The following is a 26,748-nucleotide window of genomic DNA, read 5'->3' on the forward strand; positions in this document are numbered from 1 at the left end:
CGTGCTTGATGCATTGCGATGACTTCTGACGCTTTAACTTCTGACGCTTTATCGACACCACCGCTTTCGCCCCCATCTCGCTTGATCATCGCGACCCGTGAATCGCGCCTTGCCCTCTGGCAAGCCGAGCACGTCCGCACGCTGTTGCAGCAACTGTATCCATCCTGCCAGGTGGATTTGCTGGGCATGACAACGCGTGGCGATCAAATTCTTGATCGACCGCTAGCTAAAGTCGGTGGCAAAGGGCTGTTTGTCAAAGAGCTGGAAACGGCCTTGCTCGAAGGCGTGGCAGATATTGCCGTGCATTCAATGAAAGATGTCCCGATGCAAATGGAAGCGGCTTTTACCCTGGTTGCCATCGGCCCGCGTGAGGTGTCCGAGGATGCGTTTATCTCCAATAAATACGCCAGCCTCGATGAGTTGCCGCCGGGTGCGGTGGTAGGCACGTCGAGTTTGCGTCGCGAATCGCAACTCCATGCCCGCTTCCCTTATCTGGCTGTGTCGCCCTTGCGCGGCAATCTCGATACGCGCTTAAGAAAGCTGGACGAAGGGCAGTTCGACGCCATTATTCTGGCCGCCGCCGGGCTCAAGCGCTTAGGCTTGGGCGCACGTATTCGCGCGGTGTTGACTGCGGAAGAGTCTTTACCTGCCCCAGGGCAGGGCGCGCTGGGTATCGAGGCACTAATGAACCGGCCTGAGATTGCCGCCTGGATGGCCCCGCTCCATGATGCAAGGACGGCCGCCTGCGTGCTTGCCGAGCGTGCCATGGCGCGTGCGTTAGGTGGCAGTTGTGACGTGCCGCTGGGTGCTTATGCAAAAATGCGTGACGATGTGATCTGGCTGCGCGGCTTTGTCGCCACACCCGATGGCACGCGCATGACACATGCAGAACTCAGCGGTGCCATGGCCCACCCGGAGGCATTGGGGCAACAGTTGGCTGACACATTGCGCGGGGCAGGGGCTGAGGCCATTCTTGCCTCGCTTGACGCTTGATGACCATTGATATTTGATGAGGCGGACGTGACTCTCGCGGGGCGGCATGTGGTCATTACGCGCCCGGCAGGGCAGGCCGGGCATCTGGCAACATTGCTGGTTGAGCACGGTGCGCACCCTGTTTTTTTCCCGGTGCTGGCTATACAGAACTGTGAAGACATCACGCCGGTGCTGGAAGCCGCTATTGCGCTAGATACCTATGATCTGGCGGTGTTTGTCAGCCCGAATGCCATTGAAGAAGCGCTGGATATTATTTTGCCGCGGCGTGCCTGGCCTGCGCATCTGCCGGCCATTGTGCTGGGCAAAATGAGCGAACAGGCGCTCATACGCCGGGGTATCACAAATGTCATATCGCCTCCCTTGCGTTTTGATTCAGAAGCACTGCTTGAATTGCCCGAGCTAGTCGCAGCAGCAGGTAAGCGCATTATTATTTTTCGTGGGGATACGGGGCGCGAGCTACTCAGTGAAACCCTCATTGCACGTGGCGCAAAAGTGCATCATGTGGCATGTTATCGTCGCCTGGCTTCAAAAGCCGACCCTGGCCCGCTATTGAAGCGTTGGGAAACGGGCACTCTGGATGCGGTGACGCTGACCAGCAGTGAAGGTTTACGCTATTTTTTTGAGATGATCGGCCATTTGGGGCAGGCCTGGTTAAAAAAGACGCCTGTGTTTGTCACGCATCAACGCATAGTTACGCAAGCCAGTGCCCTGGGGTTGCAACAGGTTATTTCCACAGCACCAGGGGACGATGGTTTGATGGCAGAACTCATGCAATACTACGCACATTATGGAACACGAAAATAACGCGTTATTGACGCAAACGCTGCCTGCTCTGCCGGGCAGAAGACGGCTATGGTCTCGTCCGCTGAGCTGGGTTATCTTGATTTTGTTGGTTTTGATACTTGCCCAATGGGTTGATGGCCGCAAGCAAATCTCGAGCATTCAGCAAGAGGTTGCACGTCGGTTGGCCGACAATGATCAAGCGGCCAAAGAAACCCGTTCCCAGGTGAAGCAAACCCAGGATACTGTGCTCACGGTACAAGCCAAAGTGATCTTGCTAGAAGAGCGGCTAGCCGAGATACAGAGCCAATCGCTGGCATTGCAGTCAATGTATCAAGAGATGTCGAGTAGTCGCGATCAGCGCTTACTGGCCGAAGTTGAACAAGCAGTTACCTTGGCAATGCAACAGCTGCAGTTTGCAGGGAATGTCGAAACTGCGCTCATCGCCTTGGAAAATGCCGATGCGCGCCTGGCACGCGAACTTCAGCCGCAATTCATTTCTTTACGGCGTCTACTCGCCCGTGATATTACGCGACTGAAAGCAACGCCGGGTGCAGATTTCACCGGTCTTTCTCTGAAAATTGAAAGCGTCGTGGGCGCGATTGATACCTTGCCTCTGGCATTTGAACAACGGCCCCAAAGTACTGCAGTGGTACCTTTAACAGCACCTGCGCCATCGATTATCAGCCGCAGTTACTGGCAGGGGTTGGTTTCTGAGGTGTGGCATGAGGTGTATCAGCTGCTGCGCATTGAGCGCATCGAGCATCGTGATCCTGCTTTGCTCTCGCCCAGCCAAAGCTTCTTTTTGCGCGAGAACCTCAAGCTGCGTTTACTCAATGCGCGTTTGGCGCTATTGCAACGCGATGGTAAAACCTTTCGCGAAGAAACTGTCCAGACCCAAGCGTTATTGGATCGCTATTTTGATGGTCGCGCCCAGTCGGTCGTCACCGTGCGACAAACGCTAACATCACTGGCGGCTACGGATGTCGGTTTTAATCTTCCATCGCTGGGTGAAACACTGGCTGCTGTGCGTAATCTCAAACTTTCCCGCGATCGCGGCGTGAGCAGGTAGATTCATGCGTTCCCTATTCTGGTTATTGACGCTTGCAGCGTTAGCGGTTGGGCTGGCTGTGGCGGGGCGCTACAACGCAGGCTATGTGTTGCTTGTTATGCCGCCTTGGCGCGCAGAAGTATCGTTGAATTTTTTTCTGCTAGTAGCGGCTGTGGGTTTTATTCTGCTGTACTGCCTGGTTCGACTAGTTAGTCACACCTTGGCGTTACCTCGTGCTGTCGCTGCGTTCCGGCAACGACAGCGGCTGCATAAAGCGACTGCCGCCCACTTTGAAGCTGCCCGCTTGTTGCAAGAAGGACGATTTGGTCACGCGATGCGCAGTGCGGAGAAAGCCTGGGCTGATCACCCCGTACCTGCCGTGGTAGCCCTGATTGGCTGGCGGGCTGCACATAGCCTACGGGACGCTGAACGCGAAGCCTTATGGGCTGATCGTGTTCGCGCGGCGGATGACCAAGGGTTTAAGTCTGCGCGGCTCATGGTTGAAGCAGAGTTTGCCTTGGAAGAACGCCGTTTTGCGGATGCCCGCACCACCTTGCAAGCGCTGGCCTTAAACGGCGGGCGCCATATTGCCGCATTACGTCTGGCGTTGCGTGCTGAACGCGGTTTGGGGCATTGGAATGAAGTGGCCAAGCTGGTGCGTCAGCTTGAAAAACACAAGGCATTAACGCCTGAACAGGCGTTGCCGTTACGTAGCAGTGTGCTGCGTGAGGCGCTGCGCGATCTGCATGGCAACAAAGAAGGGTTGCTGCGTTACTGGCGTTCGCTGGATACACGTGATCGTGTGGAACCTCTATTAGCGCGCGAAACAGCGCAAGCGTTGATCGCAGCCAATGCAAGCGCTGAGGCGCAACAAATTATTGAGCAGTCGCTACAAAAGTATTGGGAAGAAGATCTGGTGCTGGCCTATGCGGAATGCATCGACGGGGATGTCATCGGGCGGATTGCCCAGGCAGAAAAGTGGCTTACACAACACCCCCGAGACAGTGCATTGCTACTCACGCTGGGACGCTTATGTCGTCAGCAACAGTTGTGGGGCAAGGCGCAAAGTTATCTTGAAGCCTCACTGGCCATTGCGCCGCAACGTGCGACACACATTGAGCTGGCGCAATTATTCGAGCAGTTGGAAAACTCGGCGCTGGCACTACGCCACTATCGCGCTACCATCGAGCCATCAGCGCGCTTTCTGTAGCGCTGCCTGTAGCGCACAGCGCTAAATTAAATCCAGTCGCGCGCCGGTAAAAAATCCGTATAGAGTTTTTCTTCTGCGCTACCTGCTTCGGGGCGCCAATCGTAGCGCCATGTCACTCGTGGCGGTAGCGACATCAAGATGGACTCTGTGCGTCCGCCCGATTGCAAACCAAACAGCGTGCCACGATCCCAGACGAGATTGAACTCGACATAACGACCCCGTCGATAAGCCTGAAAATCACGTTCGCGTTCACCATAGGGCAGGGCGCGTCGGCGCTCGATAATGGGCAGGTATGCCGCAGTGAACTGGTTGCCCACACTCTGCGTCAGAGAAAAACAGTGGGCGAAGCTGCCCTCATTCAGGTCATCGAAAAATATGCCGCCAATACCGCGCGCTTCGTTACGGTGTTTGAGAAAGAAATATCGGTCGCACCAGGCTTTATATTGGGGATAGATGTCGTTGCCAAAGGGGGTGAGGGCATCGTGGCAGGCTTGATGGAACGCGGTGGCATCTTCTGCAAATCCGTAATACGGGGTCAAGTCCATACCGCCGCCAAACCACCAGACGGGTTCGCACTCATCTTTTTCGGCGACGAAAAAACGCACATTCATATGTACGGTGGGGCAGTAGGGATTACGCGGATGCAGTACCAGGGAGACACCCATAGCTTGCCAGCGGCGGCCTGCCAATTCGGGCCGATGGACGGTAGCCGAAGCGGGCATGACCTCGCCTTTGACGTGGGAAAAGTTAACGCCGCCGCGTTCAAAAAAGTTGCCTTCTTCAATCAGCCGGGAAATTCCGCCGCCACCTTCCGGGCGTTGCCATTCATCGCGACGAAACGGCTGGCCATCGACCGTTTCCAGCGCACTGACAATCTGCGTTTGAAGGTCGACCAAGTACGCACGAACGGCGGGTATGTCCATTACAGTTCAGGCAGGGTGATGTTCAGCATGCGTTCAGTTTGCGTGGCGCGAAAGGCGGTTAGTTTTGCATTGAGCGCGGCATCTGTTCCTGCCAGAATGGCAATGGCCATCAGGGCGGCATTGGCGGCACCTGCTTCACCAATGGCAAAGGTGGCTACGGGAATGCCTTTGGGCATTTGCACAATGGATAGCAGCGAGTCGATGCCTTGCAAGTGTTTCGAGGGCATGGGAACACCGAGTACGGGCAAGGTGGTTTTTGCCGCTATCACCCCGGGTAAATGGGCAGCGCCACCAGCCCCGCCGATCAGTACCCGCAGGCCGCGGTCACTGGCTTTGACAACATAATCAAACAAGACGTCTGGCGCACGGTGGGCAGAGATCACGCGCGCCTCAAAGGGCACGCCAAATTCTTTGAGGATTTTTGCCGCGGCTTGCATGATGGGCCAGTCTGAGTCTGATCCCATGAGGATGCCAACGAGGGGTTGCGGATTGGTCATGTGTTTTCCTTTATGGAGTTAAAAACTGGGGTGTAAGGCCAAACGTTCTGCGGCTTCCAAGGTGTTGGCGAGCAACATCGCGATGGTCATGGGGCCGACGCCACCTGGCACGGGAGTGATCGCGGCACAGACTTCGCTGGCGCTGGCGAAATCGACATCGCCGCAGAGCTTGCCATCAGGCAGGCGATTGATGCCGACATCAATCACGACAGCACCGGGCTTGATCATGCCGCCCGTGATCATTTTGGGGCGCCCGACCGCCGCAATCAGAATATCCGCGCGGCGGGTATGAAATGCAAGATCACGCGTTTGCGAGTGGCAGATGGTGACTGTGCAGCCTTGAGCCAACAACAATAGCGCCATGGGTTTGCCCACGATGTTGCTGCGCCCGACAATGACCGCTTCTGCGCCTTCTAGCGAGGCATTGATGGAAGCCAGCATTTTCATGACGCCATACGGTGTGCAGGGAATAAAGCGTGGCTTGCCTTGCGCGAGCGCGCCGATATTTTGCGCATGAAATCCATCCACGTCTTTTTCAACGGCAATGGTTTCGAGCACGGCATCGGTTTCGAACTGCTTGGGGAGCGGCAACTGGACCAAAATGCCATGCACCTCGGCATCGCGATTCAGTTCGTCAATTTTGGCGAACACGACGGCGGGATCGACATCACCGGCAAAGCTGAAATGCAAAGAACGGATACCGGTTTTTTCGCACGCCGCGATTTTGTTGCGCACATAAACAGCCGACGCTGCATCGTCGCCAACTAAAATTACAGCTAACGCAGGGGTAATGCCGCGCGCTTTAAGTGCGCCAGCGCGAGTGGCTAAATCACTGCGCACTGTAGCGGCGAGGGCGTGGCCATCGATGAGGCGGGCTGTCATTGATCGTGTCTCCCTCGCACACCCTTTCTTTGAGTGGCGAATAAAAAGGATGAATTATCCTTGATCATGCAGTGAGCGTCCAGCCTCGATCATCTTGCGCGCTGTTTTAGCCTATTCAGCGCTGGTCTTGGCCGGTTACAATTCGGCATGAGCTTGCCTTTGTTGCGTACTACTGAACTACGCGCTTTTGAAACTTCCCATTTGCATAATCAGCCCCCGTTGATGGAGCGGGCGGGGCATGCTGCGGCAACAATCGCCATGCACCTTCTTGGCGCTTGTCGCGCACCGGTGTTGATTTTTTCCGGTCCGGGCAATAATGGAGGCGATGCGTTCGTGCTGGCGCGCGTGTTGCACGAAAATAAAATTCCCGTGCATGTGGTGTTTTTGGGTGATGCGCCTCATTTACCGCAAGATGCCCGGCAGGCGCTCGCCAAGTGGCGTGCCACCGGCGCCGGGTTTTCAGCTACTGTGCCTGCGGGCGACTATGGTTTGGTGGTTGACGGCTTGTTCGGTATAGGCCTCACGCGTCCGATTGTCGGCGCGTATGCGGCCTTGATCGAACGCATCAATCAGTTTGCAGGCCCCGTGCTGGCGCTGGATATTCCCAGTGGGCTGGATGCGGATACAGGCTGCGTGATCGGCAATGATCGTGAGCCGGGCTGTGCTGTGCGCGCAACTCATACGATCAGTTTTATTGCCGGCAAACCGGGGTTGTTTACGCTCGATGGGCCAGATCATTGTGGTCAAATTAGTATCGACGCGCTAGGCTTGATGGATGCCATCACTGCCCCGGGCGGGCTACTGGAGATGGGTGATTTTCGTGCACATTTGCAGCCTCGGCAACGCAACACGCATAAAGGCCGGTTTGGTTCACTCGCCGTGATCGGCGGGGCTCACGGCATGAGTGGCGCGGCGTTACTGGCTGGCCGGGCGGCATTACATCTGGGCGCGGGCCGGGTATTTGTCGGGCTGCTGGAAACATTGTCCGTTGATCCGGTGCAGCCGGAACTCATGCTGCGGTCAGCAATAGATGCATTGGCGCAGGCGACAACGGGAGTTATCGGCCCGGGGTTGGGTGTTTCCGACGCCGCGTTGGACATCCTGCGCCGTATCACCAGCGCCGACTTTTCATTGTTGCTGGATGCCGATGCGTTGAATCTGTTAGCGCTACACCCCGTGCTGGCTGCTCGCGTGGCCAAACGCACGGCGCCCACCGTGCTCACCCCGCATCCTGCTGAGGCGGCCCGTTTGTTATCCACCACCATCGAAGCGATTCAGTCTGATCGAGTGACTGCCGCATTGGAAATTTCGCGTCAATTCAATGCGCATGTGGCGCTCAAAGGCTGTGGCACAGTGATTGCGCATCCCGATGGGCAATGGCGGATTAACCCGACAGGCAATGCGGGTCTTGCCTCCGGCGGGACGGGCGACGTGCTGGCCGGTATGGTGGGGGCGCTTTTGACCCAGGGTTGGCCGGGTGGTAGCGCATTGTCTTGTGGCGTTTATCTGCACGGGGCTGCCGCCGATGCGCTAGTGCAAGCCGGGCAGGGGCCAATTGGCCTGACAGCGAGTGAAATAATCCCTGCGGCGCGCCGCCTTTTCAACGATTGGATTGCAACCCATGTCTGAATCCCGGCCACTGCTTGGCATACTTTATCTAATGGGTGCCGTATTTTTGTTTACTTCGCTTGACGCTACCTCAAAATATCTGACACAAACGTTTCCTTTACCCATGATTGTCTGGGCGCGCTATGGGATTCATCTCTTGCTGATGGTTTTCTTTCTTGCCCCAACCATGCGCTCCAGTCTGATTACAACAAAACATCCCTGGCAACAAATTGCCCGTGGCGTGGTGTTGATGACTACTTCATGTTTTGGCATTGCAGGTTTTAGCATGTTGCCCCTGGCTGAAGCCACGGCGGTGATTTTTCTCTCTCCCTTGATCGTGGTGTTGCTTGCCCGCTGGCTACTGGCTGAAAAAATCACGCTGGGACGGTGGCTTGCTGTCGCAGCCGGTTTTTTGGGTGTGCTACTGATTGCCAGACCAGGCGGTGCGGTATCAGCAAAAGGCTTGCTATTGATGGTCATCACTGCTTTTTTGTATGCCATTTACCAAATCCAGACACGGCGTTTATCGCCCCATGAAAATTCACTGACCATGCTGTTTTATGGGGCATTGGTCGGCTCAATCGGCTTGACCATAGCCGTGCCATTTTATTGGGGCGGGCCAACGCCGAATGCGTTCCAGACGCTACAGATTCTGTCTCTTGGCGTACTGGGCGGGATGGGTCATTGGCTGTTTATTCTGGCTTTTCGGCATGCAAAGGCATCAACGCTGGCGCCCTTCACCTATGCGCAATTGATCTGGGCGACGTTGCTGGGCTGGCTGGTTTATGACCATTTACCCGATGGCCTGGCGATAATCGGGATTATCATCATTGCGTTAAGCAGCATGTCCATCGCGCTCTCCGAGCGCTTCAAGAAGACCCCTGCGCCGGGTACGGATACAGCATATTGAGTGCGGTGGTACGGCCATCGGCACCAGCGATGCGCACATGTTCGCGACGGAACTCGCGGGCATGGTGCAGGCCGCAGCTGTGCGCGATCATGTCAATTTCCTTATTGATGTTAAGGCAATAATTGGCGACCCGCTCAAACTTTTCTTCCACCACCAGACCGCGTTGCAGCTTGGCGTTATGCGTCGTCACGCCGGTGGGGCAGGTGTTGGTGTGACAGCGCAAAGACTGAATGCAGCCTAACGCAAACATGAAGCCGCGCGCCGTGCTCACGTAATCCGCACCGCAGGCCAGCGCCCAGGCAGCACGCGCCGAGGTGACCAACTGCCCTGCGGCGATCACTTTCACCCGGCCTTTGATGCCGGCTTCAAGTAAGGCATCCACCGCGCGCGGCAAGGCTTCGTCAATTGACAAGCCCATGTGATCGGCCAGTGCCTGGGGCGCCGCACCTGAGCCGCCTTCACCGCCGTCAATGGCAATGAAATCCGGCGCATCACCCAGACCACGCCGCACAATCGCTTCGGTAAGCAGGTTCATGAACTCCCGGCCGCCAAGGGCTGTTTTGATGCCCACGGGTTTGCCGGTGACGTCACGCACGCGCAAGATCATGTCGAGGAGTTGGTCAACATTTGAAATGTCCGGATGACGATTGGGCGAGAGCGAATCCATGCCTTGGGGAATGCCGCGAATGCGGGCAATCTCGGCCGTCACCTTGACACCCGGCAACACGCCACCTTTTCCTGGTTTTGCTCCTTGTGAAAGCTTGATCTCGAACGCACGCACCGCATCATGCGCGGCTATTTCGCGCAGTTTTTGTATTGATAGGCGGCCTTCGCTATCCTGTACGCCATACTTTGCTGTGCCAATCTGCATAATCACATCGCAGCCACCTTCGAGGTGATATGACGACAGCCCGCCTTCGCCGGTATCCATCCAGCATGCGGCCTTGGCTGCTCCCAAAGACAAAGCTCGCACGGCAGGGCTGGATATGGCGCCATAGCTCATGCCGCTGATATTGACCAGCGAGCGGGCAACAAATGGCTGGTCGCACCAGCCTTCGCCCATGGTTAAAGGCGGGGTTGGCAGCCGGTCTGTTTCCAGTACGGGAAATGGCGCATTGACGAAAATCAGCGCCCCCGATTCATGGAGGTTATAGGTTGAGCCAAAGCCCGACACGCCGCTTTCATTCTTTGCCAGGCGGTAAACCCAACTGCGTGTAGCTCGATTGAATGGACGTTCTTCGCGATCACCAAGAAAAAAGTATTGGCGGAAATACTCTCCCAATTGTTCGAAAAAGTAGCGCAAATGGCCAAGCAGAGGAAAGTTGCGCAAAATGGCATGCTGTCTCTGTGTGATGTCTTTGAGATAAAAATAGATCACCATAATCGCCAGCGCGAGGGCAATGAGCACCCCGAGACTGACCGAGAACACACCGAACATACGGCTTCCCCCTGTTAGAATCAATCGGAACTTATTCAGGCTCAACATAACATGGAAACTTTGCAAAACCCGCTCACGCTGGCCGCTGAAATTGAACGCAATGTGCTCGCTGCGCTGGCTGAAGATATTGGCGGCGGTGATTTAACCGCATTGCTCACCCCGGCTGATCGGCGTTCACAAGGCATGGTTGTCTGCCGTGAAGATGCTGTACTCGCGGGCAGTGATTGGTTCAACGCCTGCTTTAATCGGTTAGACCCAACGGCCGTTATTCGCTGGACAGCGCACGATGGGAATCGCATCAGCTCGGGGCAAACACTCTGCCAGATAGAAGCGAATACGCGCGCGTTATTGACCGCAGAGCGTGCGGCACTTAACTTTGTGCAACTGCTCTCGGCGACCGCAACGGTTACACGTGCGTATGTTGAGGCGGTGAGCGGAACACGCGCACGTATTGTGGATACCCGCAAAACCTTGCCTGGTTTGCGCCTGGCGCAAAAGTATGCGGTGACGTGTGGCGGGGGAACGAATCATCGGCTCGGCCTCTACGATGGGATATTGATCAAGGAAAATCACATTATCGCCGCAGGTGGCGTGGTGCCGGCGCTAGAACGCGCTCGCGCCATTGCCCACGGGGACGTCTTTATTCAGATTGAGGTCGAAACACTGGCACAGCTGCGCGAAGCATTAGATGCGGGTGCACGGCTGATTTTGCTGGACAACATGAGCCTCGTGCAAATGCATGAAGCAGTGGCCTTAACCGCTGGCCGCGCACAACTGGAAGCATCTGGTGGCGTCAATCTTAAAACGGTGCGCAGTATTGCTGAAACCGGCGTTGACCGCATCTCTATTGGCAGCTTGACCAAAGACGTGCGTGCGATTGACCTTTCTTTGCGGCACAGCGAAGGTTGATTCTGCTAGAATCCGCGCCCTGCTAGGCCAATAGAAACAAGGCCAACACCTGCGGAGAGGTGGATGAGCGGTTTAAGTCGCACGCCTGGAAAGCGTGTTTAGGTGCAAGCCTAACGCGGGTTCGAATCCCGCCCTCTCCGCCAGCCTTCACCCATAACAAAAGGGAGCAAGTAAGCTCTTTTCTTTTCGTCCTTTTCCGTCAGGAACTCGGACGCTGCAACAACATCCCAGCGATTAACTTCAATGAGATCGGCTAGCTTTCCACAAGCTACCGCTGGTAGTCCGCGTCTTCCTCCATTTGCAGCTGTTAATGCTTCCCTCATTACTCCGATTTTTTCGGCTAGTGCGGTGAGGCTGCCAGTGATTTCTATACCTTTTGCTATGTATTTTTTCAGTTCCATTTAATTTCCTCTTGACAGAAACAAAAATGTTCCTTTATAACTCGATCAATCGGAACGTTTTTGTTCTGAAACATGTTTGATCCGACGTCATTTTGTCTTTTTAGGCAAAGTCAGTCAAGGGTAGATAATTTAGTCGTGAAAGGTTTTTCGAATCATTTCGATGTCAGGCAGGGACTGCGCGGACCAGCGAATGATTTTGTATCCCGCGCCCAGAAGTGCAATGTCTTTGTCGGCATCGGATTTTTGTCTGTCTTCCCGGGCATGGCTGGAATCGTCCAGTTCTATCACGGCCACTATCGTGAAGTCCTTGAGGCAAACCAGATAGTCGAGCTCTTTCTGCTGATCTTGTTGAACCACGTTTGCCAATTCGGACCATTCCGTATTCCTACAATTTGAGAAATCTGTAAAGCCTGCTTCGGAATTGGTTTTAGCTTCTAATTCTCAAGCCGGTTCTAATGCTTTACCTGCTTATTCCGGTCTTGCTTTTACTGTTGGCAATCCGGTTGCTTACATTCCGGCCATTCCTGACAAGCCGGAAACCGCTCCGATATATGACACGGTGCGTGTTGTAAAAGTCTTTCCTGTGATTTCTGGTTGCATTGAAACCGAATCGAGCTGTAAGTGTTTTACCCGGCAACAAACCCGCGCCGATATTTCGGAAACTGCTTGTAAAGAGTGGGTTCACAACAGGCCGTTCAATCCCTACAGGGGTGAAGTGCAGGTAGCAAGGCGATGAATCAGGCGCTGTAGCGCCTGATTCATCGCCTACACCTCCTGTTGCATTGCCTTTGACTTTGCAACGGCCTGTGAGTGCTCCTGTCGCTTCCACGGCCTCTTTGCTTTAAATAAAAAACCCGCCGTAGCGGGTTTTGTTCACAGAATCTGTGGATAACTCAGTTGGTGAGTTCCAGTCGGCGCTCGATGCGTTCTAGGCGTTCTTTAAGCTTGTCGACGATGTGCCTGTCCTGGATTATTTCGCCGTAGTTCATTGCTTCATCGCGGCTTATTCGCGCAATGCCGGATTCTATGTGTGAGAGTCCGGACATGATTTCGGTGTCACGTTCTCGCGACGCAGCTTGTTCGGCCTGAATCTTTTTCAGGTGTTCGAGTATGAGATTTTCAACGTTTTCGCTCATGGTGCGGTTCTCCTTGTGGTTTTAAGTGTATCTTAAAAGCCGTTTTCCACATCTTGCCTGGATTCCGAACCCCCTTCGTTGGGTTTTCGGGTTTCGCCGGTTTGACCCCACGGCAGGGATGCGGAATCTGCGCCGGTGGAGGGCAAGGCTTACCGGCGGAACCTGAAAACCTTTAGCGCGTAGCGCCCAATTCAGGCTTTGGCTGTTGATGTGAGCTTTAGCTGACGTGCCTTTGTTGTTGGCGATGTAATGCAGTTTATGCATTTCTTCGCTGCTTTATGCGTTTTCGAGTGTCAGTTTTAGTTGCTGTTTCTCTTGATGCCGTTTGATCGCGCGTTTGATGCTCGATATATGCACGCCGTAGGCTCTGGCCAATGACGTTTTGGTATATTTTCCGCTGTACCACTGGCGTAGCATCTTCGGGTGCCCGGACTCTGGAAAGCCGTATGGCCGCCCAAACTTTGCGCCGCGCTCGAGGGCTGCTTCCATTCCAGCTCGAGTTATTTCGCGGATCAGCTCGCGTTATTTCGCGGATCAGCTCGCGTTCGAACGCTGCGAAGGCGCCGATGATTTGCATCATCATGCGGCCAACTGGTGACTTTGTGTCGATTACTTCTGTCAAGCTCAAGAATGAAACGCTTAATCTTTTCTTGTGCTCTCGACCACGGCCGTCAGGGATATCTGCGCACTGGATATCCATCCAGATCGAATGGCTGCAGAAGGCAAGAGTGAAGCGAATGCTGTGGTGGAATGCAAGCAGATCAAAAGAATCGCTCTTATCAAAAGTCGTATCAATTAAAAAAAGTTAAAGTTTCACAAAAAATCCGGCTGCAGAACTGGCTTTTTTTGTTCAGTTCGTTAGAGCACATAACTTGGAAGCAACAAGCTGTATCTTGTCAAAACGAAATCCATGTGGGTATTCACGATCCACTTTTTTAAGTGCCTCAGTGGCCTCAGCGGCGTCACGAACAAAATGAAAGTTTAAACGATGAGACAGCCTTGTTTGACTATGGTGATGATTGACCGGTTGCGCTCTTTGCTTGTCGTTCTGATCGTCGCGCTTGTCAGCGGATGTGCTTCGCTTCCACCCGGTTCCAGTTTTTTAAAAACCACCTCCTTGGCGCTGCCACATCCTGAGCAGACGCGGCTTGGCCATCAATTTGAACGCGCGGCGCGTGAACATTACGGCAACTCCGGATTTCGTATTATTCCAGTAGGCGCAGACGGGTTCCTGACCCGAATGCAAATGATGCATGTCGCAGAGAAAACACTCGATCTTCAATATTTTATTTTCCATGGGGACGATACTGGCCGGCTGCTGACAGGCGCCGTGCTACGGGCGGCTGATCGTGGCGTGCGTGTGCGTGTGCTGATCGATGATGGTGAAACAGAGGCAGGAGACGAGCAGATCACAGCCCTCAAAGCACACCCTTTAATCGAGATTCGAATTTTCAATCCTTTTGCGTATCGTGGCCACATCACGCTATTTCGAGCCGTCGAGTTCGCCTTCAATTCCGCCCGGCTCGACTACCGGATGCACAACAAACTTTTGGTAGTAGACAACGTAATGGCACTCATCGGCGGCCGGAATATCGGCGATCAATATTTCCAGATAGACCCGGACTCGCAGTTTGCTGACGACGACGTGTTTGCAGCTGGTCCTATCGCTCAACAGCTCTCGGCGACCTTTGACGAATTCTGGAACAATGCCCTATCGATTCCGGTTCAGGCGCTTTCCAGAGAGGGGTCGTCACGTACTGCCTTGAGCACCCATCGCGAAGAATTGAACGAGGAGAGCCGACAATCGAAAGCGGACGGTATCGACTATGTGAACCGAGTTGCAGCCGGTGAACCATTTAACGGGATGATCTCAGGTCGCTTGCCTTTGGTGTGGGCTCATGCGCAAGTAGTCAGCGACAGTCCAGACAAGAAAAAAGTGGAAAACGGGGCAATGGTGGGCAGGTTGATGCATCGGTCAGTGGCCAATGCCGCGGGTGCTGTGCAATCAGAATTGTTGATGGTCACACCCTATCTGATACCGGGGAAGGAAGGCATGCAGTTGTTTAAAGACCTGCGCCAACGCAATATTCGTGTCCGTATCCTGAGCAGCTCGCTCGAATCGTCCACCGTGGAGCTAGCGCAGTCCGGCTATATGCCATATCGCTTGCCCTTGCTGGAGAAAGGCGTAGAGCTGTATGAAATTCGCTCCCTGCTGGGTGACACCCGCGGTAGTGGCCAAACCACTGCAATATCACGTTACGGAAACTATTCTCTGCACGCAAAACTGTTTGTATTCGATCGCCAGAGATTATTCATCGGCTCAATGAATTTTGATCAACGATCGATGCATCTGAACACCGAGATCGGACTGATCATCGACAGCCCGGAGCTTGCTCAGCAGGTTGCAGCGCGCTTTGAGGCGATGGTACAACCGGTGAATTCCTACAAGTTGACATTGCGACCGAACCAATCAGGGCGTTCGCCAACTTTGGTGTGGCGCACGCAGGAAGATGGGAAGGACATTGTGTACGACACTGAACCGGCACGAAGCGACTGGCAGCGCTTCAAAGTCAATATTCTGTCTCTCCTGCCACTGGACAAGGAATTATGAGCCTACGATTAACAACGAGTTTTGTATTGATGCTAGGACTCTTGCTAGCGCCAGTTTCGCGTGCGGAACCACCGACCAATGTACAAATCGAAGTCAATTTTCTGCTTGGCTATATCGATGGGTCGAGGTGCGAGTTTTATCGAAACGGCGTCTGGCACGAGGCAAAAGAAGCACAGGTACATTTACGCGATAAGTACAAATATCTGTTGGCAAGAAATCTGATAAATACCACCGAAGATTTTATTGAGAGGGCTGCCACTGAAAGCAGTTTTAGCGGTCAACCGTACCAGGTGAGATGTAATGGTGGCGAAACAGTGGCGAGTAGCCGATGGCTGCATGACGAACTTGTGCGTCTTCGGACACTCGAGCCTATCCGAATTTTTGTGTGTAAGGCATATTCATCAGTTCGAGAAAGGAACGAGATATGCCCGAGCAACAAACGAAACCCAAGAAGCTGAGCATGGTTCAGCAATCCATTGAGGATGCGCGCAACGCGCCTGCGTTTACGCCCGAGATGCAGGCACAGCTGGACACACTGGTCAGCGCACCGATGACCGGCAGCGAGGTCAACGACCTCACCGCACGCCTGAAACGCGCGATCATCGAGCGCGCGCTGGCTGCTGAGATGAGCCTGCATCTGGGCTACGCACCCGGCGAAGACAAGCCCGCAGGCGTTGCCAACCATCGCAACGGCAGCAGCGGCAAGACGCTCCTCACCGACACCGGCCCGCTCAGGATCGACATCCCGCGCGACCGCAGCGGCGCGTTCGAACCCCTGATCGTCCCCAAGCATGGCCGCCGCTACGAAGGCTTTGATGACTTGATCCTGTCGATGTATGCACGCGGCATGAGCACGCGCGACATCCGCGCGCACCTGACCGAGATGTATCACGTCGAGGTGTCGCCGGATTTCATCAGCACCGTGACCGATGAAGTCATGGCCGAAGTCTCTGCCTGGCAGGCCCGACCGCTGGAGCCGATGTACCCCGTGATCTTCTTCGACGCGTTGCGGGTCAAGATCCGCGACGACGGCCTGGTCAGGAACAAGGCGGTCTATCTTGCGCTGGGCATCCTGCCCGACGGCAGCCGCGACATTCTCGGGCTGTGGATCGAACACACCGAAGGGGCCAAGTTCTGGCTCAAGGTCTTCAACGACTTGAAGACGCGCGGCGTGGAGGACGTGCTGATCGCCGTTTCCGATGGTCTGAAAGGGATTCCAGAGGCGCTTGCTGCGGCGTATCCGGAAGCCGTCCTGCAAACCTGCATCGTGCACTTGATCCGCAACAGCCTGGACTATGCCAGTTGGAAGGATCGCAAAGCCGTCGCAGCGGCGCTGCGTCCGATCTACACCGCGACGAGCGCAGACGCCGCAGAAGTCGCGCTGACGGCGTTCGCGCAATCCGAATGGGGAACGAAACTGCCGCATGTCGCTGCGGCCTGGCGGCGTGCATGGGACTACGTGACGCCATTCTTTGCGTTCCCGCCCGAGATTCGGCGGGTGATTTACACCACCAATGCCATCGAATCGGTCAACGCGCGCATCCGCAAGGCGATCAAGACACGCGGGCATTTCCCCAACGACGAGGCGGCGACCAAGCTGATCTGGCTGGCGCTGAGAAACATCACCAAGGAATGGGCAATGCCGGTGTTTCACTGGAAAGCCGCGATGGTGCAATTCGCCATCCAGTTCGGGGATCGCTTTACGAAACGTGTCGCGTAAAATCAGGCAGCAATCAATGAAACATCAACCGCCTTGCACACAAAATTCAGGACACTCCCGGACACTCAAATAGAGGAATTCCTGCACTGCACGTGATCGGTCATTCTGGCGTGTTAAGTGCTAATCCTTGGCGACATATCACCAAGGGTTAGTGGGTATTTCACTAGTGTCGCAAATTGACGACTAGTCAAAACGCGGATATCCGCAGATCGATCGCTATTTCGCAGATAAATGTCGCCACGCCGCGACAGTTCCATGAGTCACTTTCCATCTGCCGCTGCTGTATTTTCCAAACAATATCCATTGAATCAATAAGTAATGCCGGATGGCATGGCAGTTGCCTTGTGTAGGGGGAGGCGCCGTATGTCCGGCAGCGTACTTCTACATTAGTCACTAACCGTTGCTTTGTCGTCTTTTACAGTATGAATTCAACACGGTTAAATGAATAGGAGATGAAAAAATGTCCTTAATAATACCCACTCCGAGACAGAATCATATTCTTGCGGCCTTGCCTGATGCTGACTACGTAAGGCTTCTACCCCATCTGGAACATATATCAATGCCTTTGGAATGGATGGTCTATGAAGCCGATTGCCCTCTGGGCTATCTGTATTTTCCTGCCACTTGTATCGTTTCGCTGTTCCATGTTCTGGAAAGTGGCGCATCGACCGAATTCGCCATTACCGGAAATGAAGGGATGGTTGGTATTTCCTTGTTCATGGGTGGTGCAAGTATGCCGAGCGAGGCAGTGGTACAAAGCGCTGGCAGCGGCTATCGGCTTAAGGCCAGTATTTTGAAAAAGGAATTGGCACTAAACGGCAAGTTGCAATATCTGGGACTGCGCTATGTACAAACCCTGATGACACATATGGCGCAAACAGCAGTATGCAATCGGCACCACTATCTGGAACAGCAATTATGCCGCTGGCTCTTGTTACGCCTTGATCGTTTGCCAAGTAATGACCTGACGATAACGCAGGAGCGGATCGCTAATGGCCTGGGCGTCCGCCGCGAGAGCGTAACCGAAGCTGCCAGAAAATTGCAGATAGAGGGATTGATTCAGTATCAGCGTGGCCACATCAGCGTGCTAGATCGTCCAAAACTGGAAGGTCGTGTATGCGAATGTTACGTGGTGCAAAAAAGAGAATTCGACCGTCTGCTGTCATAAGTATCCGAAGTCAATCTTTATCCGTCGATGGAATCGAATGAGGTAATCACGACCACCGGCCGCGACCATCCGATGATGCAGGATCGCTATCCGATATTACTCAATGCGGTATGGGAAAACGGTTACTACCTGAAATATGAAAGCCGTCGCCCCGGTTATCTCAAGGCCTGGTACTCGCTGGTCGACTGGGAAGGGCAGCACGCTGTTTTGATCTTGGCGGACAACTCCGCGGAAGGGTCATGGGAGGAAGAAGACGGGAAGCCCCTTCAGACGAAACTGTCATGGGTGTTCCAATCGGCAGCTGTGTGCGCCAGCACACAGACATTGATAAACAATTCATCTAACCTCAACTCTCGTCAAAGAATCTGACGATGTAGAGACTCGTACCGCACCATCAAATGAAAGGAATACCAATGAACTGGGATCAAATCGAAGGTAACTGGAAACAACTCAAGGGTGATGTGAAGCAGCAGTGGGGCAAACTCACTGACGATCAATTGGACGTCATCGCGGGTAAACGCGATCACCTCGCCGGCAAGATTCAGGAAGCCTATGGAATCACCCGGGAGGAAGTGGAAAAGCAATTGTCCCACTGGCAAAAGGTGCAGAAAGATATGACATGCACCAAAGAACAAACACCTCATTTCATTCGATCGGGGAAACCATGAAACAATTAAGCATCAGCGCAATCTCGCTTGCCATCGGTTTTGCCTTCAGCGCCAGTGCAATGGCCGAGCAAATGTCAAAAAGAGAATACAACTCGTTCGAGAAAAATATTAACGCGGAATATAGCAGCGCCAAAAAGGGATGCGATTCGCTCGCTGGCAACGCCAATGATATTTGCGTCGCCGACGCAAAGGGTAGGAAAAACGTTGCCAAGGCCGAGCTCGAGGACAAATACAAACCCACAGTCAAGACTCGATACGAGGTGCGTGTCGCCCGAGCCGATGCCGACTATGCAGTAGCCATCGAGAAATGCGATGATCTGGCGGGTAATGACAAGGACGTTTGCGTGAAAGAAGCAAAAGCCGCCAAGGTACATACCGTGGCTGACGCCAAGGCGCAGATGAAGACGTCGAAGGCTGACGCGGATGCCTTGGAAAAATCCGCAGACGCGAATGAGAAGGCGATGAAAAAGGCGGTAGATGCGCACAACGATGCAGCGGTAGACAAGCTGGATGCCGACTACGCAGTGGCCAAGGAAAAGTGCGACGCGCTGGCCGGTAGTGCCAGGAACCAGTGCGTGATCGATGCAAAGAGTCGTTTTAACCAGTAACCAGTAATGACGAATACCTTTCAAAGCGAACGACCTTTTCGCGGCACCGGTAGTGCCGCACAGTGACTAAAGCCGGCGATTTATCGCGTTGCTGCTCAACCAAAAGAGGTAAGCCATGCTTTATACGATAGCGGTTGTCCTGATCATTTTGTGGCTGCTTGGATTAGTCACCTCATACACGCTGGGAGGGTTTATTCATATCCTTCTGGTGCTCGCCATGGGGGTTATTTTGCTTCGAGTGATACGCGGACAGCCACCTTTGTAAAGGGTAGAGGTTTTCCCGAAAATGAGTCGCAGGGAAGTGTGAAGTAATAATCGCGGCGGATACCCAATGTTATAAAAACTGGAAGGAATGAAAAATGAATCAGATTATCGATACAACCCCCGTGGGTAATGAAACGGTACTGTCCGATATCCCGACATTGCGTCGACGTGCCCGACAGAACATAGAGGAAGGCGCGGTCACCAAAGGTTATGCAGCGGACCGCGAAGTAGTAATCACGCTGTTGAATGAAGCGCTGGCCACTGAGCTGGTTTGCGTTCTGCGTTACAAACGCCATTTCTTCATGGCAAAGGGTATCCATTCTGATCCAGTTAAAGCCGAGTTTCTGGAACATGCCAATGAGGAAATGGCCCACGCGGATCGTCTTGCAAAACGCATTGTCGAGCTGGGTGGCGAACCGAACTTCTCTCCCGACGGACTGAGTTCTCGCAGCCACGCCGAATATGTCGAAGGCGATACGCTGAACTCAATGATCAAGGAAAACCTGATTGCCGAACGTATCGCAATCGAAAGTTACCGCGAGATGGTCGCCTATCTGGCAGAGAATGATCCAACCACGCAGCGCATGCTCAAGGAAATTCTCACCAGCGAAGAAGAGCATGCCGATGATCTTGTATCGCTGCTGGAAGGTATGGAGACCCGAAAGAAAATGGCTGGTAGTGATTAGACTCAGTTTCTCAATTAACCTCTGGTATGAAATCGTCAATCAAGCCAGCGATTTCATTTTCAACATCCATGCTGCGCAAACGAAGCATCAAAATTTGATTTTCATGCCTATGTGGAGGTCTTCCTTTCTTCCTTGGTAACCGCTGGTATGTGTTTGATCCTACCGGCATCTCGCCTCGGATGGGGCTGGTCAGGATTGGCGCTGGCCGCGATGCAGCTGATGTGGCATTTGCAACCATGTTTGGCGCCATAACGTCACGCGCTCCGCTGATTAATATCGAGGCCGTGGAAGACGTAGCCAACGGCTTTTTCTTGCCAGGGCGTATTGTGGAAGCTCTGTCTTCCATGGCAATCGAATAACACACACTACAGCAGGGCATAACAAATGAAACAGTTGCTCCCTTTGATTGTTCCACCGCCGTATCGCCAGCGCCGAGTTTTAGGCTGTAGTCGATGTGTGAATGAATGATGAAACGCGCCTGCCTGCTTATGCCGTGATGGTTACATCAGGTCACATCAGGCCACATCACGCATCGACAGTCACTGTAGGCAAATCGCCGCGTATCTCGCCAATGATGGCCGCGCACTCGAAACCCTCTTGCCTGAATTGATCAAGTACGGCATCGGCCGATGAGGGCGCGCAAGCGACTAGCAAACCGCCGCTGGTTTGCGGGTCAGAGAGTATTTTTTGCTGCCATTTGGCGAGCTCAGGCGTAAGTGTTATCTGGCTGCCATAGCCTGCCCAGTTGCGAGCCGATGCGCCAGTGACAATACCCTTTTGCGCGTGATGTATTGCTTCACCAATCACCGGTAATTGTGAAAATCTGATGGTCGCGCCCACGTGGGACCCCCGGCAGATTTCCAGCAGATGGCCGGCAAGACCAAATCCGGTGACATCGGTGACCGCGTGTACATCTTCCATCCTTGCGAACGTACAGCCGGGCGTATTCAGCTGCGTTGTCCAGCGCAGCATTTCGGCATAGCCTGCGGTTGAAAGCACCTCTTTTTTGAGGGCTGCAGAGAGGATGCCGATACCCAGTGGTTTGCCCAGAATCAACACATCGCCTGCACGTGCGCCACTGTTGCGTTTGATTTGATCAGGATGCACCAGACCAATGCCAACCAGGCCATAGATGGGTTCCAGGACATCAATGGAATGTCCGCCCGCAATGGGGATGCCTGCGGTAGCGCAGATCTCTTCGCCACCTGCCAGAATTTCGCGGATCACTTCGGGGGGCAGTTTGTCCAGGGGCATGCCCACCAGTGCCAAGGCAAAGAGGGGGCGTCCGCCCATGGCATAGACATCTGACAATGCATTGGCGGCAGCAATGCGTCCGAAATCACGTGGGTTATCGACGATGGGTGTAAAAAAATCAGTTGTTGCGATAATAGCTTGCTGCGGATTCAAGCGATAAACCGCTGCATCATCCGAGGTTTCAACGCCGACCAGCAGATCGGCTGGAAAGGTCTTGAAGGGCGACGCCGCGAGTAATTGCGCTAAGACAGCCGGCGCAATTTTGCAGCCGCAACCGCCACCGTGAGAGAATTGGGTTAATCGTACAGACATCATCTTTTTTATGCATAAAAGGCTGGTAACGGTAGCACAAATCGCGGAATTCGACGCCATCATTGACGTTCGCTCGCCTAGCGAATTTGCTGAAGATCATCTGCCTGGCGCTCAAAATTGTCCTGTGCTTAGCGACGAAGAGCGCGCTCGGGTCGGTACGCTGTACAAGCAGAGTTCGGCTTTTGAAGCCAGAAAGATCGGTGCTGTACTGGTGAGCCGCAATATTGCACACATGCTGGAGACGTATTTTCTCGACAAGCCACGCCAGTGGCGTCCACTTATCGTTTGCTGGCGTGGTGGGCAGCGCAGCGGTGCTTTCAGCCACGTGATGCGGGAAGTGGGTTGGGATGCGTATCAACTAGCGGGTGGTTATAAAGCATGGCGTCGGCACGTGTTAGCTGAGCTGGTAACACTGCCGAAAAAATTTGATTTTCGTGTGATCAGTGGCGCTACGGGCAGCGGTAAGAGTCAACTGCTTGAAGCGCTGGCGCGTCAAGGCGCACAGGTGCTGCATCTGGAATCTTTGGCGGCACATAAGGGGTCGGTGCTGGGCGGTTTGCCGGGGCAGCAGCAATCATCACAAAAAAGTTTCGAGACGCGCCTTTTTTGTGCGCTGAATAAATTTGATCCGCAGCAGCCGGTGTTTGTTGAGGCGGAGAGTCGAGTCATCGGCAAGTTACGTCTGCCAGAGAGTCTAATCGCTGCGTTGCGCAGCGCACGTTGTCTCCGCTTGGACGTTGCGTTTGAGGCGCGCGTTGATTTTTTGATGACTGATTATGCGTATGCCCTGCACGACATACCCTGGCTGCTCGCCTGTCTTGACAAGCTCCATGGATTACAGAGCAATGACACGCTCGCACGCTGGAAACGCATGGCCGCGGCGGGCGATTTTCGGGCGCTGGTAAGCGAACTCCTCCAGTTTCATTATGATCCGCTATATCAGCGCTCACAGTTAAATCACTATGCGCAGCATGAAGGCGCGCAGTTGATTTCGCTAGCAACAGTTTTACCGCCGACACTGGATGCTAAAGCCGCTGAAATTCTTGCAGCAACCGATGTTGCGAGAGGTGTTGCAAGAATAAATTGACTTAATTCGACGATCGATAATATCCTTCTTGCTATTCCCTCAACGGAGCTACCCGATGTCCTCAAAACAAGATAAAACGACTGTGTTTAACCAGGCAGAGGGCGTCATTAACATTGGTGGCATTGACGCTTTGGTACGCCTTGCCTTGGATCAGGTGCGCACAGATGCGCGCTGTGGGCTTAAAACCGGCATGTTTGTCTCGGGTTATCGTGGCTCGCCATTAGGCATGCTGGATGCTGCGCTCATCAAGCAGCAGAAAATGCTGGTCGAAAGCAATATCCACTTTGTCGATGGAATCAATGAAGATTTAGCTGCTACAGCCGTCTGGGGTACGCAAATGCTGCACACCGTTGGCCGGCAAAAGCTCGATGGTGTCACCGGCATGTGGTACGGTAAAGCACCAGGAGTTGATCGGAGCGGAGACGCGCTCAAGCATGCCAATTACACCGGCATTGGCAAAAATGGCGGTGTGCTCGCCGTGGTGGGGGATGATCCAAGTTGTAAGTCATCATCACTACCCAGTCAATCCGAGCCGATGCTGTATCACGTGGGAATCCCCTCATTGTATCCAGGCAACGTACAAGATATTCTTGACCTGGGGCTGCATGGCTACAACCTGTCACGATTGTCAGGCTTGTGGATCGGTTTGAAAATTGTGACGAATGTGGCGGATGGTTCAGGCACTGCCGACGTGTCTCCCGAGCGGCTGAAGTTCATTACGCCGGACATGACGTTTGACGGCAAACCATTTACCCCGCGTATGAATTTGGGTATGAATGTGCGCGCCGAAGCGCTGGAGATGGAGCAGTCGCTCTACACCCGCAGGCTGGAAGTTGCGCGGCGCTATGCGCGTGAGAATAATCTGAACAACGTCGTGTTTCCCAATGCAGACGCCTGGCTGGGCATTATTACTGCCGGCAAGACTTATCACGATTTATGCCAGGCCTTTCTCGAAATGGGGCTGGACGATGCGGCGCTGCGCCGCTATGGCATTCGCATTTTGAAGATGGGCATGTTGTTCCCGATGGAGCCCACGGTTGTGCGTGAGTTTGCGCAAGGACTGGAAGAGATTTTTGTGATCGAAGAGAAGCGGCCGTTTCTTGAGATGTTTGCCAAGAACATTCTTTACGGCAGCGCAAATGCCCCTCGCATTGTCGGGAAATTCGACGAGGAAGAAAAAGAGCTGCTGCCGCACTATGGCGAATTTGAGTCGGACGTCATTGCGCGTGCGTTGACCCAGCGTTTGTCGCGCAAGGCGCGTATCGAGTCAGCGGATGCCTGGCTCAAGCGGCTGGATGAAATTCATGCGCGCAGCAAATTGCCCACGGCGGTACGCACGGCCTGGTTCTGTTCAGGTTGCCCGCATAACAGCTCAACCATTGCACCTGAAGGCAGCATCGTCTCGGCAGGTATTGGCTGCCACACGATGGCGATGTGGATGGGCCGCAATGTGGTGATGGGCACGCATATGGGCGCTGAAGGCGCGCAATGGGTTGGCATGGCGCCGTTTACCGAGATAGAGCATATTTTTCAGAACATGGGGGATGGCACCTATGCCCATTCGGGTAGCATGGCAATCCGCTATGCGGCGTCAACCGGGGTCAACATCACGTTTAAGTTGCTCTACAACGGGCACACCTCAATGACCGGTGGGCAAGCCATCATGGGCAGCCATCCGGTGGCGGACATCGTGTCTGAGTCGCTGGCGAATGGGGTCAAAAAGGTGATTGTCACCACGGATCATCCCGAACTCTACCAAGGCGTCAGCCTGGCGAATGGCACCGAGGTTTGGCATCGTGATCGGCTTGATGAAGCGCAGCGCTTGCTGGCGCAGATCAAGGGCACGACGATGCTGATTCATGATCAAGAGTGCGCCGCTGAATTGCGCCGCTCGCGCAGCCGGGGCAAGGCTGAAGAGCCCGTGCAAACCATCATCATCAACGAGCGTGTGTGCGAAGGGTGTGGTGATTGTGGTGAAAAGGCTAACTGTATGAGTATTGAGCCGTTACCCACCGAGTTTGGCCGCAAGACACGCATCCATCAAAGCTCTTGCAACAAGGATTATTCCTGCGTCAAAGGGTTTTGCCCTTCGTTTATGACCATCACGCCTGAGCCTGATTCCGCAGTGCAGGCAACGGATGCGCCCCGTAAAAAGAAAAAAGCACAGATTCCAGCGCTGGAGCGGACCCTGCCTGAGCCTGTATTCAAGGTACAGGGTGATTTTGGTGTGCACTTGATGGGCATCGGCGGCACGGGTTCGGTGACGGTGGCCGCCACGATTGCCAACGCCGCGCGGCTTGAAGGCCGCCACGTGATCGGGCTAGACCAGACAGGCCTGGCACAAAAAGGGGGGGCGGTGATTTCTGATATCAAGATCACGGCATTACCTTTCAACGGGGCCAATAAAATTTCTGATGGGTGTGCCGATCTTTATCTCGGCTTCGATATCCTCAACGCGACAGACCCAAAGAATCTGGATAAGTGTCACCCTGAACGCACCATTGCCATTGTGTCGACCACCGAGACACCGACGGGGCAGATGGTGACTAATCGTCACGTGGCCTTCCCTGGCTTGAATGGTTTAATGGCGGGCATCGCGCGGGTGAGCCGCGCGAACGACAATGTGTTTCTTGATGGCCAAGGGCTGGCTGAAGGGTTGTTTGGCGATAGCATGGCAACCAATTTGTTTATGGTTGGCGTGGCCTTCCAGGCGGGGGCTTTGCCGCTGCTGGCGGCCTCTATTGAGACGGCGATCCAGCAAGCAGGTGTGGGTGTTGAGATGGGCTTGGCGGCCTTCCGCTGGGGCCGCATGGCGGTGGTTGATCACGCGTTTGTGCAGGCCGAAGCTAGCAAGAGCACAGCACCGGCGAGCGTGAGTATATTGTCGCTGGCCCCGGCGTTAAGTGCGCCTGCTCGTGCGCTGGTTGATTCTGTGGCGACCCAGGGTGAGCTCAATCGCTTGCTTGAAATACGCGTGCCTGAACTCATTGCGTATCAAAATATCGCCTATGCCAAGCGTTACACGGAGGTTATTCACCGTGTCACCAGCGCCGAGAAAATGGCGAATGTCGGGGCCACGAGTTTCAGTCAGGCCGCTGCGCGCTATCTATACAAATTGATGGCGTACAAGGATGAATACGAAGTTGCGCGCTTGCACACTGACCCGGCGTTTTTAGCCAAACTGGATGCCCAGTTCAAGGCAGGCTATAAAGCACAATATCACTTAGCTCCGCCGTTAATCTCCAAGCGTGATCCGATCACCGGTGAGCTGCAGAAGCGTGCATTCGGTCCATGGATTTTGACGGCATTCAAGCTGCTTGCCAAAATGAAATTTCTGCGCGGCAGCAAGCTGGATATCTTTGGCAAAACGGAAGAGCGTCGTCACGAGCAGCAGATGATCGAAGACTACATTCAGTTGCTTGACGAGGTCGCGTCGCAACTAACACCTGCCAACTATGCGGCGGCTGTTCTGTTGGTGAGCGTGCCTGATGAGATTCGTGGCTACGGGCATGTCAAAGAGAAAAGCATTGCCGCAGCCAAAGTGTTACAGGCGCAGCGTTTGCAGGCATTTCGTCAATCGCAGCCTGTTGTACTTGCCGCTTGATCACGCGTCACTTACCCTGTTTGACAAT

29 protein-coding genes and 1 tRNA gene are annotated in these 26,748 nt (G+C 54.1%); 21 read left to right on the forward strand and 9 right to left on the reverse strand.

Translation table 11 applies throughout. From position 1 onward, the window contains the following. Positions 1-18: 18 nt before the first annotated feature. Genes hemC through PG1C_RS06270 form a run of 4 tightly spaced genes read left to right on the forward strand, consistent with a single transcriptional unit; the run spans position 19 to position 4,034 of the window. Entirely contained in the window at positions 19-993 is a 975-nt protein-coding gene (gene hemC, locus PG1C_RS06255; RefSeq protein ID WP_202636527.1) for a hydroxymethylbilane synthase, read from the forward strand. A 27-nt stretch (positions 994-1,020) separates the two neighbouring features. Then, the gene (locus PG1C_RS06260; RefSeq protein WP_237218311.1) at positions 1,021-1,797 is read left to right on the forward strand and encodes a uroporphyrinogen-III synthase; all 777 of its coding nucleotides are present in this window, start codon (positions 1,021-1,023) and stop codon (positions 1,795-1,797) included. Continuing rightward, positions 1,781-2,845 carry a uroporphyrinogen-III C-methyltransferase gene (locus PG1C_RS06265; RefSeq protein ID WP_202636528.1) on the forward strand — a complete coding sequence of 355 codons (1,065 nt, stop codon included), beginning with the start codon at positions 1,781-1,783 and terminating at the stop codon, positions 2,843-2,845. The genes PG1C_RS06260 and PG1C_RS06265 overlap by 17 nt, the downstream gene beginning before the upstream one ends. Positions 2,846-2,849: 4 nt before the next feature. Further along, positions 2,850-4,034, forward strand: a complete 1,185-nt coding sequence (locus PG1C_RS06270) for a heme biosynthesis HemY N-terminal domain-containing protein (protein ID WP_202636529.1) — start codon at positions 2,850-2,852, stop codon at positions 4,032-4,034. A 26-nt stretch (positions 4,035-4,060) separates the two neighbouring features. Here PG1C_RS06270 and hemF read toward each other — a convergent pair whose 3' ends face one another. Genes hemF through folD form a run of 3 tightly spaced genes read right to left on the reverse strand, consistent with a single transcriptional unit; the run spans position 4,061 to position 6,336 of the window. Continuing rightward, positions 4,061-4,957 (reverse strand): oxygen-dependent coproporphyrinogen oxidase, encoded by an 897-nt coding sequence (hemF, locus tag PG1C_RS06275; RefSeq protein ID WP_202636530.1) that lies wholly within the window; start codon positions 4,955-4,957, stop codon positions 4,061-4,063. Further along, positions 4,957-5,454, reverse strand: coding sequence for a 5-(carboxyamino)imidazole ribonucleotide mutase (gene purE, locus PG1C_RS06280; protein WP_202636531.1), 498 nt, complete (start codon positions 5,452-5,454; stop codon positions 4,957-4,959). The genes hemF and purE overlap by 1 nt, the downstream gene beginning before the upstream one ends. Before the next feature lie 18 nt (positions 5,455-5,472). Continuing rightward, complete coding sequence (gene folD / locus PG1C_RS06285; protein ID WP_202636532.1) at positions 5,473-6,336, reverse strand: bifunctional methylenetetrahydrofolate dehydrogenase/methenyltetrahydrofolate cyclohydrolase FolD; 864 nt, start codon at positions 6,334-6,336, stop codon at positions 5,473-5,475. A gap of 147 nt (positions 6,337-6,483) precedes the next feature. Between folD and PG1C_RS06290 the strand changes: the two genes are divergently transcribed. Both PG1C_RS06290 and PG1C_RS06295 read left to right on the forward strand, forming a co-directional pair. Then, the gene (locus tag PG1C_RS06290; RefSeq protein ID WP_202636533.1) at positions 6,484-7,965 is read left to right on the forward strand and encodes an NAD(P)H-hydrate dehydratase; all 1,482 of its coding nucleotides are present in this window, start codon (positions 6,484-6,486) and stop codon (positions 7,963-7,965) included. Beyond that, positions 7,958-8,854: a DMT family transporter gene (locus PG1C_RS06295; RefSeq protein ID WP_202636534.1), complete on the forward strand. Its 897-nt coding sequence runs from the start codon at positions 7,958-7,960 to the stop codon at positions 8,852-8,854. Before PG1C_RS06290 ends, PG1C_RS06295 begins: the two co-directional genes overlap by 8 nt. On the opposite strand, the gene PG1C_RS06300 is transcribed toward PG1C_RS06295, so the two are convergent. Further along, entirely contained in the window at positions 8,814-10,292 is a 1,479-nt protein-coding gene (locus PG1C_RS06300) for an FMN-binding glutamate synthase family protein (RefSeq protein ID WP_202636535.1), read from the reverse strand. The two genes, PG1C_RS06295 and PG1C_RS06300, sit on opposite strands and share 41 nt — an antisense overlap. A 51-nt stretch (positions 10,293-10,343) precedes the next feature. Between PG1C_RS06300 and nadC the strand changes: the two genes are divergently transcribed. Beyond that, complete coding sequence (gene nadC, locus PG1C_RS06305; RefSeq protein ID WP_202636536.1) at positions 10,344-11,201, forward strand: carboxylating nicotinate-nucleotide diphosphorylase; 858 nt, start codon at positions 10,344-10,346, stop codon at positions 11,199-11,201. 53 nt (positions 11,202-11,254) lie between these two features. Beyond that, positions 11,255-11,344 (forward strand) — tRNA-Ser (locus PG1C_RS06310). Here PG1C_RS06310 and PG1C_RS06315 read toward each other — a convergent pair. Next, a complete protein-coding gene (locus tag PG1C_RS06315; protein WP_202636537.1) occupies positions 11,312-11,602 on the reverse strand; it encodes a helix-turn-helix domain-containing protein in 291 nt (96 codons plus the stop codon). The two genes, PG1C_RS06310 and PG1C_RS06315, sit on opposite strands and share 33 nt — an antisense overlap. A gap of 129 nt (positions 11,603-11,731) precedes the next feature. Next, entirely contained in the window at positions 11,732-11,968 is a 237-nt protein-coding gene (locus PG1C_RS06320; protein ID WP_202636538.1) for a DUF2726 domain-containing protein, read from the reverse strand. Positions 11,969-12,023: 55 nt separating this feature from the next. Here PG1C_RS06320 and PG1C_RS06325 point away from each other — a divergent pair, with 55 nt between their 5' ends. After that, a complete protein-coding gene (locus PG1C_RS06325; protein WP_202636539.1) occupies positions 12,024-12,338 on the forward strand; it encodes a hypothetical protein in 315 nt (104 codons plus the stop codon). Positions 12,339-12,495: 157 nt separating this feature from the next. Here PG1C_RS06325 and PG1C_RS06330 read toward each other — a convergent pair whose 3' ends face one another. Together PG1C_RS06330 and PG1C_RS06335 are read right to left on the reverse strand one after the other, a co-directional pair. After that, complete coding sequence (locus tag PG1C_RS06330; RefSeq protein ID WP_202636540.1) at positions 12,496-12,738, reverse strand: hypothetical protein; 243 nt, start codon at positions 12,736-12,738, stop codon at positions 12,496-12,498. A gap of 256 nt (positions 12,739-12,994) precedes the next feature. After that, complete coding sequence (locus tag PG1C_RS06335; RefSeq protein WP_202636542.1) at positions 12,995-13,438, reverse strand: recombinase family protein; 444 nt, start codon at positions 13,436-13,438, stop codon at positions 12,995-12,997. A gap of 309 nt (positions 13,439-13,747) precedes the next feature. Here PG1C_RS06335 and PG1C_RS06340 point away from each other — a divergent pair, with 309 nt between their 5' ends. From PG1C_RS06340 to PG1C_RS06385, 10 genes are all read left to right on the forward strand, one after another. Next, positions 13,748-15,349, forward strand: coding sequence for a phospholipase D family protein (locus tag PG1C_RS06340; protein ID WP_202636543.1), 1,602 nt, complete (start codon positions 13,748-13,750; stop codon positions 15,347-15,349). 29 nt (positions 15,350-15,378) lie between these two features. Beyond that, a complete protein-coding gene (locus PG1C_RS15005; protein ID WP_414629206.1) occupies positions 15,379-15,807 on the forward strand; it encodes a YfeK family protein in 429 nt (142 codons plus the stop codon). A gap of 56 nt (positions 15,808-15,863) precedes the next feature. Continuing rightward, positions 15,864-17,069 (forward strand): IS256 family transposase, encoded by a 1,206-nt coding sequence (locus PG1C_RS06350; RefSeq protein WP_414629203.1) that lies wholly within the window; start codon positions 15,864-15,866, stop codon positions 17,067-17,069. A gap of 460 nt (positions 17,070-17,529) precedes the next feature. Continuing rightward, positions 17,530-18,237, forward strand: coding sequence for a Crp/Fnr family transcriptional regulator (locus PG1C_RS06355; protein ID WP_284431801.1), 708 nt, complete (start codon positions 17,530-17,532; stop codon positions 18,235-18,237). A gap of 27 nt (positions 18,238-18,264) precedes the next feature. Next, positions 18,265-18,606, forward strand: a complete 342-nt coding sequence (locus tag PG1C_RS06360) for a Fe-Mn family superoxide dismutase (RefSeq protein ID WP_202636549.1) — start codon at positions 18,265-18,267, stop codon at positions 18,604-18,606. 44 nt (positions 18,607-18,650) lie between these two features. Continuing rightward, positions 18,651-18,905, forward strand: coding sequence for a CsbD family protein (locus tag PG1C_RS06365; protein ID WP_202636551.1), 255 nt, complete (start codon positions 18,651-18,653; stop codon positions 18,903-18,905). Further along, a complete protein-coding gene (locus PG1C_RS06370) occupies positions 18,902-19,513 on the forward strand; it encodes a hypothetical protein (protein ID WP_202636553.1) in 612 nt (203 codons plus the stop codon). Before PG1C_RS06365 ends, PG1C_RS06370 begins: the two co-directional genes overlap by 4 nt. A gap of 115 nt (positions 19,514-19,628) precedes the next feature. Continuing rightward, a complete protein-coding gene (locus PG1C_RS06375) occupies positions 19,629-19,778 on the forward strand; it encodes a lmo0937 family membrane protein (RefSeq protein ID WP_202636554.1) in 150 nt (49 codons plus the stop codon). Positions 19,779-19,872: 94 nt separating this feature from the next. After that, positions 19,873-20,463, forward strand: coding sequence for a ferritin-like domain-containing protein (locus tag PG1C_RS06380; RefSeq protein ID WP_202636555.1), 591 nt, complete (start codon positions 19,873-19,875; stop codon positions 20,461-20,463). Positions 20,464-20,612: 149 nt separating this feature from the next. Beyond that, positions 20,613-20,822: a hypothetical protein gene (locus tag PG1C_RS06385; protein WP_202636557.1), complete on the forward strand. Its 210-nt coding sequence runs from the start codon at positions 20,613-20,615 to the stop codon at positions 20,820-20,822. Between the two features lie 166 nt (positions 20,823-20,988). Here the strand turns inward: PG1C_RS06385 and selD are convergent, their stop codons facing one another. Next, complete coding sequence (gene selD, locus PG1C_RS06390; protein WP_202636559.1) at positions 20,989-22,032, reverse strand: selenide, water dikinase SelD; 1,044 nt, start codon at positions 22,030-22,032, stop codon at positions 20,989-20,991. Between the two features lie 7 nt (positions 22,033-22,039). On the opposite strand from selD, the gene mnmH reads away from it, so the two are divergent. Both mnmH and PG1C_RS06400 read left to right on the forward strand, forming a co-directional pair. Further along, positions 22,040-23,116, forward strand: coding sequence for a tRNA 2-selenouridine(34) synthase MnmH (gene mnmH, locus PG1C_RS06395; RefSeq protein ID WP_202636560.1), 1,077 nt, complete (start codon positions 22,040-22,042; stop codon positions 23,114-23,116). Positions 23,117-23,171: 55 nt separating this feature from the next. Next, positions 23,172-26,720, forward strand: a complete 3,549-nt coding sequence (locus PG1C_RS06400; RefSeq protein ID WP_202636562.1) for an indolepyruvate ferredoxin oxidoreductase family protein — start codon at positions 23,172-23,174, stop codon at positions 26,718-26,720. The last annotated feature ends 28 nt before the right edge of the window (positions 26,721-26,748 follow it).

This window comes from Rugosibacter aromaticivorans (genome assembly GCF_000934545.1).
GTDB lineage: Bacteria > Pseudomonadota > Gammaproteobacteria > Burkholderiales > Rhodocyclaceae > Rugosibacter > Rugosibacter aromaticivorans.

Excerpts from the sequence above, each read along its gene's own strand:
- PG1C_RS06290 (WP_202636533.1), top strand. The coding sequence starts at position 6,484 with ATGAGCTTGCCTTTGTTGCGTACTACTGAACTACGCGCTTTTGAAACT.
- selD (WP_202636559.1), bottom strand. The coding sequence starts at position 22,032 with ATGATGTCTGTACGATTAACCCAATTCTCTCACGGTGGCGGTTGCGGC.
- PG1C_RS06380 (WP_202636555.1), top strand. The coding sequence starts at position 19,873 with ATGAATCAGATTATCGATACAACCCCCGTGGGTAATGAAACGGTACTG.
- hemC (WP_202636527.1), top strand. The coding sequence starts at position 19 with ATGACTTCTGACGCTTTAACTTCTGACGCTTTATCGACACCACCGCTT.
- PG1C_RS06300 (WP_202636535.1), bottom strand. The coding sequence starts at position 10,292 with ATGTTCGGTGTGTTCTCGGTCAGTCTCGGGGTGCTCATTGCCCTCGCG.
- PG1C_RS06360 (WP_202636549.1), top strand. The coding sequence starts at position 18,265 with ATGGAATCGAATGAGGTAATCACGACCACCGGCCGCGACCATCCGATG.
- PG1C_RS06270 (WP_202636529.1), top strand. The coding sequence starts at position 2,850 with ATGCGTTCCCTATTCTGGTTATTGACGCTTGCAGCGTTAGCGGTTGGG.
- nadC (WP_202636536.1), top strand. The coding sequence starts at position 10,344 with ATGGAAACTTTGCAAAACCCGCTCACGCTGGCCGCTGAAATTGAACGC.
- folD (WP_202636532.1), bottom strand. The coding sequence starts at position 6,336 with ATGACAGCCCGCCTCATCGATGGCCACGCCCTCGCCGCTACAGTGCGC.
- mnmH (WP_202636560.1), top strand. The coding sequence starts at position 22,040 with ATGCATAAAAGGCTGGTAACGGTAGCACAAATCGCGGAATTCGACGCC.
- PG1C_RS06295 (WP_202636534.1), top strand. The coding sequence starts at position 7,958 with ATGTCTGAATCCCGGCCACTGCTTGGCATACTTTATCTAATGGGTGCC.
- hemF (WP_202636530.1), bottom strand. The coding sequence starts at position 4,957 with ATGGACATACCCGCCGTTCGTGCGTACTTGGTCGACCTTCAAACGCAG.
- PG1C_RS06340 (WP_202636543.1), top strand. The coding sequence starts at position 13,748 with ATGGTGATGATTGACCGGTTGCGCTCTTTGCTTGTCGTTCTGATCGTC.
- PG1C_RS15005 (WP_414629206.1), top strand. The coding sequence starts at position 15,379 with ATGCTAGGACTCTTGCTAGCGCCAGTTTCGCGTGCGGAACCACCGACC.
- PG1C_RS06400 (WP_202636562.1), top strand. The coding sequence starts at position 23,172 with ATGTCCTCAAAACAAGATAAAACGACTGTGTTTAACCAGGCAGAGGGC.
- purE (WP_202636531.1), bottom strand. The coding sequence starts at position 5,454 with ATGACCAATCCGCAACCCCTCGTTGGCATCCTCATGGGATCAGACTCA.
- PG1C_RS06365 (WP_202636551.1), top strand. The coding sequence starts at position 18,651 with ATGAACTGGGATCAAATCGAAGGTAACTGGAAACAACTCAAGGGTGAT.
- PG1C_RS06370 (WP_202636553.1), top strand. The coding sequence starts at position 18,902 with ATGAAACAATTAAGCATCAGCGCAATCTCGCTTGCCATCGGTTTTGCC.
- PG1C_RS06330 (WP_202636540.1), bottom strand. The coding sequence starts at position 12,738 with ATGAGCGAAAACGTTGAAAATCTCATACTCGAACACCTGAAAAAGATT.
- PG1C_RS06355 (WP_284431801.1), top strand. The coding sequence starts at position 17,530 with ATGTCCTTAATAATACCCACTCCGAGACAGAATCATATTCTTGCGGCC.
- PG1C_RS06350 (WP_414629203.1), top strand. The coding sequence starts at position 15,864 with ATGCAGGCACAGCTGGACACACTGGTCAGCGCACCGATGACCGGCAGC.
- PG1C_RS06265 (WP_202636528.1), top strand. The coding sequence starts at position 1,781 with ATGGAACACGAAAATAACGCGTTATTGACGCAAACGCTGCCTGCTCTG.
- PG1C_RS06315 (WP_202636537.1), bottom strand. The coding sequence starts at position 11,602 with ATGGAACTGAAAAAATACATAGCAAAAGGTATAGAAATCACTGGCAGC.
- PG1C_RS06335 (WP_202636542.1), bottom strand. The coding sequence starts at position 13,438 with ATGGATATCCAGTGCGCAGATATCCCTGACGGCCGTGGTCGAGAGCAC.
- PG1C_RS06375 (WP_202636554.1), top strand. The coding sequence starts at position 19,629 with ATGCTTTATACGATAGCGGTTGTCCTGATCATTTTGTGGCTGCTTGGA.